General features: G+C 36.1%; 12 protein-coding genes, 1 pseudogene and 1 riboswitch. Of the genes and pseudogenes, 10 read left to right on the top strand and 3 right to left on the bottom strand.

Annotation, left to right across the window (positions count from 1 at the left end):
* Positions 1–35 precede the first annotated feature (35 nt).
* Positions 36–1,115, top strand: coding sequence for a hypothetical protein (locus QUE18_RS07530; RefSeq protein WP_009204265.1), 1,080 nt, complete (start codon positions 36–38; stop codon positions 1,113–1,115).
* A gap of 235 nt (positions 1,116–1,350) precedes the next feature.
* On the opposite strand, the gene istB (QUE18_RS07525) is transcribed toward QUE18_RS07530, so the two are convergent.
* Positions 1,351–2,127 carry an IS21-like element helper ATPase IstB gene (istB, locus tag QUE18_RS07525; RefSeq protein ID WP_009203658.1) on the bottom strand — a complete coding sequence of 259 codons (777 nt, stop codon included), beginning with the start codon at positions 2,125–2,127 and terminating at the stop codon, positions 1,351–1,353.
* Positions 2,128–2,133: 6 nt separating this feature from the next.
* Positions 2,134–3,668 (bottom strand): annotated as a pseudogene (gene istA, locus QUE18_RS07520) (IS21 family transposase).
* Between the two features lie 319 nt (positions 3,669–3,987).
* Here istA (QUE18_RS07520) and QUE18_RS07515 point away from each other — a divergent pair.
* From QUE18_RS07515 to QUE18_RS07475, 9 genes are all read left to right on the top strand, one after another.
* Entirely contained in the window at positions 3,988–4,296 is a 309-nt protein-coding gene (locus tag QUE18_RS07515; RefSeq protein ID WP_009203487.1) for a type II toxin-antitoxin system RelB/DinJ family antitoxin, read from the top strand.
* Positions 4,293–4,622: a type II toxin-antitoxin system RelE/ParE family toxin gene (locus QUE18_RS07510; RefSeq protein WP_009203488.1), complete on the top strand. Its 330-nt coding sequence runs from the start codon at positions 4,293–4,295 to the stop codon at positions 4,620–4,622. The genes QUE18_RS07515 and QUE18_RS07510 overlap by 4 nt, the downstream gene beginning before the upstream one ends.
* Before the next feature lie 84 nt (positions 4,623–4,706).
* Positions 4,707–5,096, top strand: coding sequence for a hypothetical protein (locus tag QUE18_RS07505; RefSeq protein ID WP_009203489.1), 390 nt, complete (start codon positions 4,707–4,709; stop codon positions 5,094–5,096).
* Between the two features lie 99 nt (positions 5,097–5,195).
* Entirely contained in the window at positions 5,196–6,494 is a 1,299-nt protein-coding gene (locus QUE18_RS07500; RefSeq protein ID WP_009203490.1) for an AbiJ-related protein, read from the top strand.
* Between the two features lie 63 nt (positions 6,495–6,557).
* Positions 6,558–7,379 (top strand): hypothetical protein, encoded by an 822-nt coding sequence (locus tag QUE18_RS07495; protein WP_009203491.1) that lies wholly within the window; start codon positions 6,558–6,560, stop codon positions 7,377–7,379.
* 430 nt (positions 7,380–7,809) lie between these two features.
* Positions 7,810–9,345 (top strand): IS21 family transposase, encoded by a 1,536-nt coding sequence (istA, locus tag QUE18_RS07490; RefSeq protein WP_040344287.1) that lies wholly within the window; start codon positions 7,810–7,812, stop codon positions 9,343–9,345.
* Between the two features lie 6 nt (positions 9,346–9,351).
* Positions 9,352–10,128, top strand: coding sequence for an IS21-like element helper ATPase IstB (gene istB, locus QUE18_RS07485; protein ID WP_009203658.1), 777 nt, complete (start codon positions 9,352–9,354; stop codon positions 10,126–10,128).
* Between the two features lie 239 nt (positions 10,129–10,367).
* Positions 10,368–10,458, top strand: a riboswitch (cyclic di-GMP riboswitch).
* 233 nt (positions 10,459–10,691) lie between these two features.
* Positions 10,692–11,018, top strand: a complete 327-nt coding sequence (locus QUE18_RS07480) for a hypothetical protein (RefSeq protein WP_009203293.1) — start codon at positions 10,692–10,694, stop codon at positions 11,016–11,018.
* The gene (locus tag QUE18_RS07475; RefSeq protein WP_009203294.1) at positions 11,015–13,897 is read left to right on the top strand and encodes a hybrid sensor histidine kinase/response regulator; all 2,883 of its coding nucleotides are present in this window, start codon (positions 11,015–11,017) and stop codon (positions 13,895–13,897) included. Before QUE18_RS07480 ends, QUE18_RS07475 begins: the two co-directional genes overlap by 4 nt.
* 329 nt (positions 13,898–14,226) lie before the next feature.
* On the opposite strand, the gene QUE18_RS07470 is transcribed toward QUE18_RS07475, so the two are convergent.
* On the bottom strand, positions 14,227–16,380 hold the full coding sequence (locus tag QUE18_RS07470; RefSeq protein ID WP_330380010.1) for an ATP-dependent helicase: 2,154 nt from the start codon (positions 16,378–16,380) through the stop codon (positions 14,227–14,229).
* Between the last annotated feature and the right edge of the window lie 21 nt (positions 16,381–16,401).

Below are 16,401 nucleotides of genomic sequence, written 5' to 3'. Positions count from 1 at the left end.
AGCAACAGCACATATATGAATAAGAGGTATATAACATGGATAAATTAACAGAAATCGAACGTTTAGTTTCTATTGGCATTATACAAGAAGATGCTGAGTCAATATATTCTTTATTACAGACAGAAGAGGATCCTATTTTTTGTATGGAAATAATACCATACTATGCATTATTTATTCAATCATGCCAAGAATATATGGGAAAAGTCTATGTACTTGAACCAGTAGCTCAAGATTTAAAAGATATTCGTAATCACATTAAAGCTTACTCGGATAGATTTGGGAAATCTAAAAAAAGGGTTTTGTCGGTTGATGATCAACAAAATCAGGATTTTAAAAGTCAACTTAGATTTAAATTTTTGAAAAATAAGAATATTCATTTAAATTTGGGGACTTATTGGATGAATGCTAGACATATTATTGGAAACACACAACAGTTAGCAGATTTTTTGTCTGTTGAGAATATATTTGACAATAAAAATAGAGAAAAATATTCTCAAATAAGTTATCAAATAGGGACATTTACGGAATCAATTAGAGAATGTATAGCATCTTCTTTGAAATATCCTTTAGTTGAAAGACCATGCATTTCTACAAAAATTAATTCTTACTATGATATAAACACAAATAAGAAAAATCGATTATTTTTGGAAAAGCAACCTAAAGAAATTAATCTATTTTTTTTGCATTTATTATGTAATATGAATTTTGTTAAATATGTATTAAGGCCATTATTTATAGATGGGAATATATGGGCTTTTAGAGTAGAATACATTGTGACATATTATACATTGCGAGGACTGGAACGTTTAAAAAATTATTGTGAAAATAATGATGATATAAGTATAGAAACAGAAGAAATTAATAAAATTCTTTCTCAAGGCGAAAAATTATTTAAAACAAAATTGCGTAATTGTATGATGCATTATAATCTTGAAAATGCAGGAGTTATAGCTTTTGAAAATATTGAAAAACCTTTCTATGGAATTATCGAAAATTGTTTTGATAATATGAATTATTATGAGTATTTACATTGTATGCATAGTTTATCAGATAAGATAATTGCTTATCTAGAAAACCAGTTTGATTTTTCTGATATTAAGTTAAAATCTTTTTGAAACTTAGAGCTGCTTATGACATTAAGGTCCTGCAAATATTAAGAAATCAGTTAACAAAGTAAAATGATAAATTAATCAGAATAAAACGAAAAACTCTAAACAAAATATTCATTTAATTTATAGGTGTTAATTTGTCATACAGATATATTGAATATTCTTATGCGGCAGAGCCGCCTGTCCAGTTTAGACTGAGCCATCTGTCCAGGCGGAGTGAGCCACTATAATATCTGCGAGTTTACTCGCGTAATGATTTATCTAATCCGTAAACTTCGCGCATAGAAATATCATGTTCAATATCAATACCTCTGATATTGATCCGATAACTGTCATATGCAATACGATCTAATATAGCATCTGCCAATGGACTGTCTGAACCTCCAAGTTGATCATACCATTCTTCAAATTCATACTGAGAACAAAAGATGGTAGATGATTTTTTACGTCTTCTGTGTAAAAGTTCAAAAATATCTCTTTGTTCTGATTCAGTTGGCTTTAATAAAAGCCATTCATCTAAAATAAGAAGAACTGGATTTGCATATTTAGCCATGATCTTTTTGTAATTGCCATTGTCACGAGCCAGCTCAAGATCAATCAAAAGATCAGGTAACCGAACATACTTGGTATTAAAATATTGTTTACATGCTTCCATACCAAAGGCACATGCCATGTACGTTTTTCCGCAACCAGTTGCACCTGTGATAAAGATATTTCTATGTTCAGATATATATTCACATGTAGCAAGACGAGTGATCAATTCCTTGTTCAGTTTACGTCCGGATGTATAATCGACATCCATGATACTTGCATCTGGCTGATCAAACTCAGCTTTTTTGATCAGTCTCTTTAATCGATTACTTTTTCGGTTATTATATTCGATATCTACAATCATACCGAACCGGTCTTCAAAAGGAACTTCGTTAAATTCAGGATCATTCAACTGATTACGAAATGAATCTGCCATGCAGCTAAGTCGCATTTCAATTAATTTATCAATTGTGCTTTGATTTGTCATAGTTATTTACCTCCGATAATAATCAGCACCTCTTGTGATGCCGTGTGCTTTGTGTGTGGATTCTGTATGATCAGCTTCCGATTTCAGTTTTTTTGAACTGGTCACAAGAATGTTTTTAATGCTCTTATAACTCGGTGACGAAGTATAGGATAAGGCTTTTTTACAAGCAGCTTCCAATAAAGTATCAGAGTACTTTTCAGCAAGCTTCAGTAATCCCATACAACTTCGGTAGGTTTGCTGCTCCACACGTTTGGAGGTTAAGATTGCATTGACTGCATGATATGTATTTATTCCAATCTGTTCAGCCCATTTACGGAAACGATCACCATTCCATTCAAGATATTTCTGATGATCCTTGGCATATGTGCTGTAACAGTACTGTATTGACCCGGACGTCCTTTTAGTCGACGATGAGAAGCAATACGATTGTGATTATAAAAGATCTCAACTGTATTATCTGTTATTTTTACATCAACTTTCTTTTTGATGTATTCATAAGGAACTGAATATAGCATTTTATCCACAGATATGTGATAATTGAACTGAACTGTGGCGGTTTTCCAGTCGCTTAGTTCAAAACGGGTAGCAGGTAATGGGGATAGCAAAGGCTTTTCATTTTCAAGGAATAGCTCCAACCGGCTACCTTCCTTTTTTTGAAAGAGTTTTTGGTTAAAAGTCAAAAGTTTTTTTCTGATAGCCCGATTTAATTCCGCAAGTGAAAAGAACTGTTCATTGCGAAGTGCTGCTGTGATCCACGTAGATATATTTCCAACGGTTCCCTCTGCATTCGGTTTATCTTTAGGACTTCTGACACGAGCAGGTATGATCGCAGTTCCGTAATGTTCAGCTAGTTCCTGATAGATTTGATTGATCTGTTGATCTTTCCGTTTTCCGTTATGGATAACTGCTGTTTTACAATTATCTGGCACGAGGATCTTTGCAACACCGCCAAAATATTCATACATATGAATATGAGCCTTGATCCATGATCGTTGTTTCATATCCAAAAAAGCTTCAACGTAAGTATACTGACTGTATGTCATCACACCAACAAAGATATGTGCCTTGATGATCTCTCCTGTATCTGGATCGATGATCATTGCAGGATCACCAGCCCAGTCAACTTCGATCTGCTCTGCAGGTTTACGTTTGATATGCATGGTAGCACGATGTTTCTGCTCATCCTGTTGAATGTGATAACAGAATTGAGAATACATCAATGGTTCATCTCCATTTGCACGGCAATCTTCAATATATTCTGTCCAGAGAAGTTTTTTACTGACACCATTGCGGAGTAGTTCTTTTCGGATGTAATCATAATCAGGCATCCGACGGTTTGATCTGTTGTGTAGTTTTGGATATAACAACTGCTCTAATACTGCATCTGTCTGATCATCTGATAATGGCCAGGAAAGATTTAACTCCTTAGCACGTTTTAAAACTTTTGAAACAGTATTTCGAGAACATGGAACACTTAAAGCAATGTTCCGATTACTAAATCCCAGACTGGAAAGTCTGAGAATCTCACGATATTTGGTCATCGTTAGGACCTCCTTCATAATAGATTTACACCTAATAAAAGTGTATAAAACTATTATAAAGGAATCGGCTCAATGAATCCGGAACAGTGGCTCAGCCTAAAATGGAATGGTGGCTCAACCATGTCGGACAGATGGCTCAATCAGTCCAAGATTATTCATATATTCCCCAAAATGTAAATGGCAATATAGAATAAGTTCAAGGAATGGTGATATAAAAGCTGTTGGAAAACGGAAAGGTAAAATTAGTATTGCTATTGTGCGGACATTTGCATATAATAAAAATAGATAGAAAAACTACTCACGAAAGGAGATGTTTTATATGGCTACAAAATCAGCAAATTTATATGCAAGGATTGAACCAGAAGTCAAAGAAAAAGCAGAAAGTATTTTGTCTGCACTTGGTATTCCTGCTTCTAGTGCTATCAATATGTTTTATAAGCAGATTATCTTACAGAGAGGACTTCCATTTGAAGTAAAAATACCATCCGCTAGACCTGTTGATATCAGCATATTATCAGAAGTAGAATTCAATGAAGAATTGGAGAAAGGATATGCAGATATGCATGATAGACGGACAAAAAATGCGAAGAAAGCTTTTGCTGATATTCGCAAGGATTATGACTTATGAAATATGAAGTAGAAGTATCTGAACAGGCAGACCGTGATTTGAGAGAAATTTTTGAATATATTGCTTTTGAATTACAATTACCAGAAAATGCAATCGGACAACTTAATCGTCTAGAAGAACAGATATTAAGTCTTGATGCGATGCCGAAGCGTTATCGAAAATATGAAAAAGAACCATGGAAAAGTCGTGAACTTCATATATTACCAGTAGATAATTATGTGATACTATATATTCCAAATAGTGATAAAAAAGTCGTAACAATACTTAGAGTAATGTATGCTGGACGGGACATAGACAATCAGTTGAATTTCCATACAAAGCAATAAAGAATACAATTTAAAGCAGGGGAGTTACGGATAAGTGATAAGTCTTGCGAGATATTTGGAAGTGTTTGAGGCAGCAGAGAGGTTATGCGGGTAACAGATGTGGAACAGTTCTCAAATACAGTTCATGTTGAGACGGTAGTACTGCTTTCCCACAAAAAGCCAGACGGACATATCAACGTAAAAGTTGAGTTTGGCGAGGGTGAGGGAAAAGTTCCACTTGATAATATTGCTAAAAGAGCGGAAAGCTACAAGCCCAAAGAACGAGCGATCTACAAAATGGTAAAGGAATACATAGAAGTTAAATACGGTTTCAAAGTACATACCGCATATATCGCAGAGGTAAAGAGAGATTTAGGCTTGCCGATGTACGATGCTCCTAATGCGGTAGAGGAATTGAAACAGCCGAGGAAGCATCCGACTCCAGAGAAGGTTGAAGCAATAAAGGATGCATTGAAGCATTTTGAAGTGATTTAATAATGATGAGCGTATCATTAAAATAGTGATACGCTTTTCTTTAAAATATTTGGGAAGCAATATATAAGTGCTGAATACGCTTGAAAGGAGGAAAATGGAGTGAACCGTATTACAGAAATAACAAAGCGAGATATTTTAGATTTATTTCAGAATGGATTGGAGATAGATGAATTTTTTCAAACTCGAACCGTTACTTACAATTATTATGGTCGCCTTGAAGAAATAGATTTTCTTAAAAGATTATATGATTTAGAGAGAATGCCAAGTTTTGATTCAAGATTTGCAAATGCAGAACAGGATATTTGGCAACATACAGTGAATAATGATGATTATCCATACTGCTGGGTTTTTGAAGACAAAAGATTCAATTTACAAGATGGTAGCGATGAAGTATATTTAAAATTTCTTTGTGAAGTATTTCACCCTGCTGTTCGATATGATAAGGGATATTGGAAAGAATTTTTAGTGGCAATTAACAAGCTATTACAAAATGACGGTTATGAGATTTACCCTGCTGAGAAAATATCCAATCGTGATGTTTATGGATGGAGAATATATCAGCAAGAAGATAATACGTTGTTTATTCCATATTCTCAACGAAATGCAAAGGACATAAAAGCAAAAAAGATAGTATTGTCCATAAAGCGGAAAGCGAGAAATCAAATTTATCAGTTTCTGGAGCGATATAATATCGTATATCAAGCGACTGACGAAACGGGATGGAATTATAATACAACAGTAGCTGAGGATGTTTTCAATGAAATAAGGCAATTTTATGTGCCAAAGTGTTATAATGATAAAAAAGAATATGTTGAAACTGCTGATTTGCAAGCATTCATACTTTCTAATTCTCCATTTTGCGTGTTGGACGCAATAGAGTTTTTTGCGAAACATAGTATCTCAGATGACTTTGAACCACAGATTAATGCTATATTAAAACTGAATGAGATACCGTTTCAGCTTTCCAAGGGGAAGCTAATGAATACATTTGATACCCAGATAAATAAAAATTCATTAGTGTCTGTTCAAGAAGTAGGACTGAAAGAGTTATTACAAGAGGCTTCAAAATATTATGATGAAAACAATTTGCAAATTGCAGTGGAGAAACTTTGGGATGCATTTGAGAGACTAAAGACATATTACTGTTCATCGACTGTAGATAAGAAGAAATCAGTTAATAAGATTATAATGGATATGGGTAATAATCAACAGCCGTTTTTAGAATTATTTGAAAAGGAATTTCATGAGCTTACCATACTTGGCAATAATTTTAGAATTCGACACCATGAAACAACAAAAACGGATATTCAGGATAAAAGGCATTATGAGTATTTTTATAAGCGATGCTTATCCTTGATTTCAACAGCTATTCAGTATTTGGATGGGCGAGGTTTATAACAGATACAGCTTTGCGTAATAAAGAAGTTAAATGAAAAAGGACAATAGTAGAGGTGGATTTTGATGAGTAATGAGCCAAATGGTTTCGCTAAATATTTAGTCATATTTGTAGATATTCTTGGAAGCCAAAATAGAGTTGATTTTCAAGAGACATATAAAATTAACAAAATTTTTCATGAAGAGCTTGAAAGAAACAAGCAAAATGATATGATACACACGGTGTATTTTAGAAAAATATATACATTTTCTGATTGTGCTTATATTTTCTATGGCTTTAAAGACGGAATATCTGATGAACGTAAAGATGAGGGCGAACTATTTAAAGTGGCATTGTGTAATTGTGAGCCAATATTTTTACGATTCATTAAAGAAAGAATTCTTTTTAGAGGTGGAATATCTTATGGTGATGCTTATGTTGACCCTTCAAAAAGTATGTTTTTTGGAGATGCGGTGAATAAGGCGTATAAGATGGAGTCAGAAATAGCAATTCATCCTCGTATTGTTATAGATGATTATATTGCTGAAGCAGTTTTAGAAAATATATCATCAGTAAAATATAAAATAGTTGCAAAAAACCCTGAATATATATCTATTTTGGGGGCGGGACTGGTTCCTAAAATGCCAGGAACAGGTGAGGGAATCATTGAACAGGATATTGATGAAAAATATATCTATAATTATCTGCACTTTCCAGAGAATAATATAATCTTGCAGGATTATTATCTGTCTGGTGAAAGTTTTATAAAAGAGTTAATAGACTTTTGCTTTGAACAAATTGATAGAAATATGAATTATAAAATTATTGATAAGTATTTTTATCTTCAGAGATTTGCTCAGAATAAATTAGAAAATTTGCTAATGTCATCTGATTGTGATTTGCAATGAAAATGATTAAGTAATTATCCTCTTTGAACGCATCATCACATTTTTATGGATTGTGAATATTCTTATGCGGCAGAGCCGCTTGTCCAGTTTAGACTGAGCCATCTGTCCAGGCGGAATGGGTGGATCTCGCTGGATTTTGTGACAAGAATATAATGGGTGAGTGATGAGGCTTTGCATTGCGAGTTGGTTCGTGGTGTGAAGCCTCTTTTTGGATCTAAAATTTATTATCGAACAATAGGTTATGTTTAGTTAATGGAGAGAATAGCACTATATGAATAATCTTGGACTGATTGAGCCATCTGTCCGACATGGTTGAGCCACCATTCCATTTTAGGCTGAGCCACTGTTCCGGATTCATTGAGCCGATTCCTTTATAATAGTTTTATACACTTTTATTAGGTGTAAATCTATTATGAAGGAGGTCCTAACGATGACCAAATATCGTGAGATTCTCAGACTTTCCAGTCTGGGATTTAGTAATCGGAACATTGCTTTAAGTGTTCCATGTTCTCGAAATACTGTTTCAAAAGTTTTAAAACGTGCTAAGGAGTTAAATCTTTCCTGGCCATTATCAGATGATCAGACAGATGCAGTATTAGAGCAGTTGTTATATCCAAAACTACACAACAGATCAAACCGTCGGATGCCTGATTATGATTACATCCGAAAAGAACTACTCCGCAATGGTGTCAGTAAAAAACTTCTCTGGACAGAATATATTGAAGATTGCCGTGCAAATGGAGATGAACCATTGATGTATTCTCAATTCTGTTATCACATTCAACAGGATGAGCAGAAACATCGTGCTACCATGCATATCAAACGTAAACCTGCAGAGCAGATCGAAGTTGACTGGGCTGGTGATCCTGCAATGATCATCGATCCAGATACAGGAGAGATCATCAAGGCACATATCTTTGTTGGTGTGATGACATACAGTCAGTATACTTACGTTGAAGCTTTTTTGGATATGAAACAACGATCATGGATCAAGGCTCATATTCATATGTATGAATATTTTGGCGGTGTTGCAAAGATCCTCGTGCCAGATAATTGTAAAACAGCAGTTATCCATAACGGAAAACGGAAAGATCAACAGATCAATCAAATCTATCAGGAACTAGCTGAACATTACGGAACTGCGATCATACCTGCTCGTGTCAGAAGTCCTAAAGATAAACCGAATGCAGAGGGAACCGTTGGAAATATATCTACGTGGATCACAGCAGCACTTCGCAATGAACAGTTCTTTTCACTTGCGGAATTAAATCGGGCTATCAGAAAAAAACTTTTGACTTTTAACCAAAAACTCTTTCAAAAAAAGGAAGGTAGCCGGTTGGAGCTATTCCTTGAAAATGAAAAGCCTTTGCTATCCCCATTACCTGCTACCCGTTTTGAACTAAGCGACTGGAAAACCGCCACAGTTCAGTTCAATTATCACATATCTGTGGATAAAATGCTATATTCAGTTCCTTATGAATACATCAAAAAGAAAGTTGATGTAAAAATAACAGATAATACAGTTGAGATCTTTTATAATCACAATCGTATTGCTTCTCATCGTCGACTAAAAGGACGTCCGGGTCAATACAGTACTGTTACAGCACATATGCCAGAGGATCATCAGAAATATCTTGAATGGAATGGTGATCGTTTCCGTAAATGGGCTGAACAGATTGGAATAAATACATATCATGCAGTCAATGCAATCTTAACCTCCAAACGTGTGGAGCAGCAAACCTACCGAAGTTGTATGGGATTACTGAAGCTTGCTGAAAAGTACTCTGATACTTTATTGGAAGCTGCTTGTAAAAAAGCCTTATCCTATACTTCGTCACCGAGTTATAAGAGCATTAAAAACATTCTTGTGACCAGTTCAAAAAAACTGAAATCGGAAGCTGATCATACAGAATCCACACACAAAGCACACGGCATCACAAGAGGTGCTGATTATTATCGGAGGTAAATAACTATGACAAATCAAAGCACAATTGATAAATTAATTGAAATGCGACTTAGCTGCATGGCAGATTCATTTCGTAATCAGTTGAATGATCCTGAATTTAACGAAGTTCCTTTTGAAGACCGGTTCGGTATGATTGTAGATATCGAATATAATAACCGAAAAAGTAATCGATTAAAGAGACTGATCAAAAAAGCTGAGTTTGATCAGCCAGATGCAAGTATCATGGATGTCGATTATACATCCGGACGTAAACTGAACAAGGAATTGATCACTCGTCTTGCTACATGTGAATATATATCTGAACATAGAAATATCTTTATCACAGGTGCAACTGGTTGCGGAAAAACGTACATGGCATGTGCCTTTGGTATGGAAGCATGTAAACAATATTTTAATACCAAGTATGTTCGGTTACCTGATCTTTTGATTGATCTTGAGCTGGCTCGTGACAATGGCAATTACAAAAAGATCATGGCTAAATATGCAAATCCAGTTCTTCTTATTTTAGATGAATGGCTTTTATTAAAGCCAACTGAATCAGAACAAAGAGATATTTTTGAACTTTTACACAGAAGACGTAAAAAATCATCTACCATCTTTTGTTCTCAGTATGAATTTGAAGAATGGTATGATCAACTTGGAGGTTCAGACAGTCCATTGGCAGATGCTATATTAGATCGTATTGCATATGACAGTTATCGGATCAATATCAGAGGTATTGATATTGAACATGATATTTCTATGCGCGAAGTTTACGGATTAGATAAATCATTACGCGAGTAAACTCGCAGATATTATAGTGGCTCACTCCGCCTGGACAGATGGCTCAGTCTAAACTGGACAGGCGGCTCTGCCGCATAAGAATATTCACACTATAAATGATGAATGAGCTTTATATGAAAAAATGTTAGGTTTTTAGGATTCATCGATTTAGATTTTTTATGAAGTAAAATATGTGTAGATTTTTTTAAAAATTATTGACGTGCGGAAAATCGTGTGGTAAGGTCTTTTGAAGAAAGAGATTATTTTAAAAGCAAACCTGTTGAAAGGTAGGGGCGCAAAGCCAGAAGGGACTAAAGTCAGAAAGCTTGACCATGTCAGCCGGTTGCCATTGTTTCCATATCATCATAATATATGGAAAAGATGTTTGAACAGAAGGGATTCCGATACCTTTTATATTATATAAATGTGTGATTTTAGAGAAATATAGTAGGGACACTGGCAGATTTTGGCAAGTGTCCTTTTTGCATGCAAAAATGGGTAACAAAACTAGCAGGGACAGGTTTTCTGTATACAGATAAAAGCAAGATGAAGAAGGCATAAGACGGAGAGAGGATTTTTATAAAATGAAAAATTATGAAGACAAAATATATTCCTTAGGTGAGACTGTAACGAGGCAGACACAGGCCATGTCACAGGCCGTACAGAAAACACTGGAAAATAATGGCGGGGTAGGTATAATGACAGGATCTTATGACCAAAACCTGTCTATTTTGTCTGTGAATAATCTGCTGTTGCATAGTACAGGATATACATTCGACACTTTCATGGAACAGACAAAAGGCTCATTGAGAAACTTCTTTTATGACGAGGAAGATATACTGGAGCGAGACCGTTTTTTGCAGCTTCACGGAACAGGGAAGCACAGATTCTTGCAGCAGACGGTACAGTGAATAATGTACGGCTTTGTAAAGAGGATGCGACAGATGAGGCGGGCAGACAGATCTGGGTTATGTCCGTACAGGTCAACTGGGATCATGTAAATTTGGCACTGCTCAATGAGGCTATCTATTCCGGCTTCTGGTATTTTGACTGTGACAAAAACAGTGAGATTGTGAATGCAAACTGGAGTCATGAATTCCGAAAAATGCTCGGCTATCATGATACTCTGGACTTTCCGAATAAACTGGAATCCTGGTCAGATCTTCTGCATCCACAGGATAAAGAAAGAGTAATGATGCAGCTTCAGGCGGCAATTAAGGATAAGACGAACCAGATAAAATACCAGGTAGAGTATCGTATGAAAATGAAGGATAATCAATACCAGTGGTTTCGGGCATCGGCAGAAGTAATACGCCGTCTGGATGGTTCTGCCAGCAGGATTGCCGGGATTTTTATTAACATTGATGCGGAGAAAAAAGAAATCATGCAGGCACAAAAATCTGCTGCTTTCCACCGGGCTTTTACGAAAGCAGATCTGTGCGAGTATTATGTGAATCTGGAAGCGAATACTTTTGATACCTTTAAGGTTGAACCGTCCCTGATGACAGTTTTTGAACAGAGTCGTACATGGGATGAACTGATCCGACATTTTGTGGATTCCTATGTTGTGGAGACAGATAAGAAGGCGGTATCCTCTTTTTACGACCGTGGTTATATTGCAGAAAGGCTGAAGGGTCTGGAAACCGAATTGGCTTTAGAGTGCCGTATCACTCTGAATGGAGAAGAACGATGGGTCCGCAATGTGGTCATACGTGGCGAAATAGAGGATTCAGAATATGCCATGATCTTTCTGCGTGATATCACAGAGGCAAAGGTGGAGAGTGCGCGGCATCTGCAGATGGCAGCGGATAATGCTTCCATGGAGCAGCTGATTCAGAGTATTGTGCGTCTGGTTGACCGCTTTGTTGTCTGTGATCTGGAAAATGACAGATATGAATTCTACAATCTGAATGGACAGATGATATATAAACCTCTGGGATTTTATCATGATTTTCAGATGCAGGTTCTTGAAAAATATAAGACACTGGAACCATTGGAAGCTATAGATATCCTGATAGCCCCGGATAATATTCGGAAAAAACTGAAAAGTGAAAATGATATTTATAAGTTTGAGTATTGCAGCATGGATGAAAAGACTTATAAAATCGCTTCTTATATTCCTTTGGAATGGAAGAATGGAAAGCTGGAAAAGGTATTGCTGGCATCCATGGATGTGACACAGGAGAAGAAAGCAGAGATTGAATCCCGTCAGGCACTGAAAGAGGCTTATCGGTCTGCAGAAAACGCAAATCGTGCGAAAACAGAATTCCTTTCCAATATGTCCCATGATATCCGGACACCAATGAATGCCATTGTGGGTCTGACGGCAATAGCAGGAGCAAATATTGAGAGTCAGGACAGAGTTATTGAATGTCTCAGCAAGATTACAGAATCAAGCCGTCATCTGCTGGGGCTGATCAATGAAGTATTGGATATGGCACGTATTGAAAGTGGAAAAATGACACTGGCACAGGAAGATTTCAATCTGTCAGATCTGGTAGATAATCTTATTACAATTACGAAACCGGTGCTTGATGAACATAAACATAATTTTGATATACACATCAATCATATTGAACATGAGGCTGTCTGTGGTGACAGCTTGAGGATTCAGCAGGTATTTGTGAATCTGATGAGTAATGCAATCAAGTATACACCGGATGGTGGAAATATTACTTTTTCGATAGAGGAAAAGCCAAATGGATTTTCAGAACTTGGATGCTATGAATTTACGATTGAGGATAATGGAATCGGTATGTCACCGGAATTCCAGAAAATCATGTTTGATCCGTTCAGCCGCGCGGATGACCACCGGACAACCAGAGTCCAGGGAACTGGTCTGGGAATGGCAATCAGCAGAAATATTGTGAACCTGATGAATGGCACTATTAAAGTGGACAGTACCTTGCACAAGGGAACTAAAATCACAGTAACAATTTATCTGGAGCTTCAGGAAAAAGAAAAAGAACAGGACAGAGATCTGATGAATCTGCCGGTTCTGGTTGTGGATGATGATAGGACATGCTGTGAAAGTACAGTTGCAACATTAAATGAAATCGGTATTATGGGTGAATGGGTTCTCTCTGGCAGGGAAGCCATTGAGTGCTGTTATGCACGGCATGAGTTGAAAGATGATTACTTTGCTGTTATTTTAGACTGGAAGATGCCGGATATGGATGGCATAGAAACAGCCAGACAGATCCGGAAGCGGATAGGTAAAGAAATCACCATCATTGTACTGACATCCTATGAATTCAGCGAGATTGAAGAAGAAGCAAAGGCGGCGGGCATAGATGCTTTTATTGCAAAACCGCTGTTCCGTTCCCGGCTGACGGCAACACTACGGCAGTTTACTTCAGGCAGAAAAGAAAAAACAGCAAGAAATTATCTGGAGAAGTTGTCAGAATCAGACTACACAGGAAAAAGGATTCTGCTGGTTGAGGATAATGAGTTGAACAGAGAAATTGCTGGTGAAATTTTGCAGATGACAGGTGCAAAAGTGGAAACGGCAAAAAATGGGAAAATCGCAGTTGAGAAAGTGGAAGCTTCTCCGAAAGATTTGTATGATCTTATTTTTATGGATATCCAAATGCCTGTTATGAATGGTTATGAGGCAACAGCGGCAATCAGGAGTCTTTCGGGTGAAAAGGGAAAACTGCCTATTGTTGCCATGACTGCCAATGCTTTTGCAGAAGATGTACAGCTGGCCAAAAATACAGGCATGAATGGACATATCGCGAAACCGCTGGATATGAATAAGCTGAATGATGTTCTGGAAAACTGGCTGTAATTGATTTCCGAAGCAACCGCAGTCCATGGCAGTTTTGGTTTTTATAACCGTGCTGATCGTGCTGCTTCTTATCCTGACTGTAATGGTACATATGAGGAACAGTACTATTAAATAAAACCGATGACGAATATCTATATTACATGTTATGTTTTTATACAGGAGATTTTGAAACAGTCAGACGTGTATCAATTAATCCACAAGGATCATTAGGATGGAGTACATCTTTTATCCAATATGGACTTCGAGCAATAGGATATTTACGATTAGTTCTTTATACAAAGAAGAATCCTGAGTAGTAAAAATTTACTCAGGATTCTTTTACATAAAACTTAAGCTCTTTTTATTGGAACCCGAAATGAAATGATCCGAGGTGTTTCTATTTGTTCAAATTTGATCATATATGCATTTCGATCAGAAAGGATGGATTTAATCCTACCTTGTCCAAAGACATTATGAATGATCTTATCACCAACCTGAAAAGTTTGTTCAGCGACATAACCATCTAAATAGCGATTACTGTAATGAATGTAATTTTTGGTTTCTGCGATCAGAGTATCTTCTGGTTTTTTAACGTATTCTAAAAATTTTTGATCGATATCTAAAATAAATCTAGATGGGTAACGGGTTGATCCATCAAAATTTTTTCCGTGCGATTCACTTAAAAATAAACTTTTCATGGCACGTGACATTGCAACAAATGCAAGACGACGTTCCTCTTCCATTCCCTCAATTGTAGAGGTTTTCTTGGAAGGAAAAATTCCTTCATTTAATGCACATAGGAATACGTGTGGGAATTCCAATCCTTTTGCAGCATGAACGGTCATCAATTTTACTTTGTCAGAATCATCAGTAACATCACTATTCGTAAATAGGGCAATATGATCAAGATAATCAGGTAGCAGAGCTTCCTCGCCACAAGATATTTCATAATCATAAACAGCTTGTTTTAATTCAGCCAGATTATCAAGACGTTCCTGATTTCCAGTAGTTCGAAGCATTTCTTCATAACCACTTCGATCCAAAATATCAGATAAAACTTCAGAAATTGTTCGTTGCTCATAAGTCACTGAAAAAGCATCGATCAATGAGATAAAATCTTTTGCATCTGTTCCTTTAAAAATTGGATCTTCCACACATTCTTTTAATGCCTCATAAAAAGAACAGTGATGAGCATTTACATATGCTTGAAGAAATTCCATTCGTTTTTTACCGATATTTCGTTTTGGAACATTCACAATCCTTAAAAAAGAGAGATCATCTTTGTATGTGATCATACGCAGATAAGACAGTGCGTCTTTTACTTCCATTCGCTCAAAAAATTGAATTCCACTATAGATGCTATATGGGATTTTCTTTTTTAACAATGTCTCTTCCAAGGTTCGGGTAACGTAATGAGCACGATAAAGAATCGTGATATCCTTATATGAGATATCTTTTTTATGTAATTTTATGATCTGATCTGCGATCCAATCAGATTCCTCTTCTGAAGTATCTCCGTGATAATAAAGCACTGAATTTTTGCTATGACACATTGGCAGAAGGTCCTTTTTCATACGATTTTTATTCTTATCGATCAGTGAATTGCATACCGATAAGATCTGAGGAGTAGAACGATAATTTTCATTCATCATGATCGTTTTAACATCAGGGAAAGCTTTGTCAAAATTAAGGAGATAGTTGATATCTGCACCACGCCAGGAATAGATTGTCTGATCTGGGTCTCCTACAATAAAGAGGTTTTTATGATATCCGCATAAGACTTTCATTAATTGATATTGAATCTTATCAATATCCTGGAACTCATCGATCATGATGTATTCCAGACGTTTCTGCCATTTTAAACGGATCTCTTTATTCTTTTCAAAAATATAAAGAGAAAATTTCAAAAGATCGTTGTAATCGAGACCAAAACATTTCTTCTCCTGATATAAATATCCATAAAAAATGATATCATTCACATCGGTAGCCCTCAAATATTTTTGCCGTAATGTATCAAGGGACATTGTGATCAGATCAAGATAATAATTAGGATATCGTTCTAATTTATACATCTCGATCATATCTCTTGCCTTTGAAAATGTCTTATGACGAAGTGTAAGTCTGCGTTCCTCATAAATGATCTTTAACATAGAATCAATATCCTGATTGTCTAAAACAAGAAAATTCTTTGGATATTGTACGGCATGGGAGTCTTCCTGTAGAATGGATACACAAAATCCATGGAAGGTATTAATATAACCAGTATCGTTATCAGCAATGAGATTATGAATCCGATGTCTCATTTCGTTAGCAGCTTTGTTTGTGAAAGTAACACAAAGGATATTGCCTGGCAAAATTCCAATTTCGTTAACCAAAAAGGCAAATCTGTGAGATAACGCTCTGGTTTTTCCAGAACCGGCCCCTGCGATCACTCGGATAAAACCTTCTGTAGATGTAACAGCTTCTAGTTGTTTCTGGTTTAATTGGCATAATAATTGATCCAAAATAAAATTCCTCCCGTATAT

The organism is Anaerostipes hadrus ATCC 29173 = JCM 17467, assembly GCF_030296915.1.
In the GTDB taxonomy this organism is placed as follows: Bacteria; Bacillota; Clostridia; order Lachnospirales; family Lachnospiraceae; genus Anaerostipes; species Anaerostipes hadrus.
The sequence above is the reverse complement of the archived record's forward strand: the minus strand, read 5'-3'. Positions and strand labels throughout refer to the sequence as shown.

Coding starts and splice junctions, on each gene's coding strand:
- QUE18_RS07530 (WP_009204265.1), top strand. CDS start 36: ATGGATAAATTAACAGAAATCGAACGTTTAGTTTCTATTGGCATTATA.
- istB (WP_009203658.1), bottom strand. CDS start 2,127: ATGACAAATCAAAGCACAATTGATAAATTAATTGAAATGCGACTTAGC.
- QUE18_RS07515 (WP_009203487.1), top strand. CDS start 3,988: ATGGCTACAAAATCAGCAAATTTATATGCAAGGATTGAACCAGAAGTC.
- QUE18_RS07510 (WP_009203488.1), top strand. CDS start 4,293: ATGAAATATGAAGTAGAAGTATCTGAACAGGCAGACCGTGATTTGAGA.
- QUE18_RS07505 (WP_009203489.1), top strand. CDS start 4,707: ATGCGGGTAACAGATGTGGAACAGTTCTCAAATACAGTTCATGTTGAG.
- QUE18_RS07495 (WP_009203491.1), top strand. CDS start 6,558: ATGAGTAATGAGCCAAATGGTTTCGCTAAATATTTAGTCATATTTGTA.
- istA (WP_040344287.1), top strand. CDS start 7,810: ATGACCAAATATCGTGAGATTCTCAGACTTTCCAGTCTGGGATTTAGT.
- istB (WP_009203658.1), top strand. CDS start 9,352: ATGACAAATCAAAGCACAATTGATAAATTAATTGAAATGCGACTTAGC.
- QUE18_RS07480 (WP_009203293.1), top strand. CDS start 10,692: ATGAAAAATTATGAAGACAAAATATATTCCTTAGGTGAGACTGTAACG.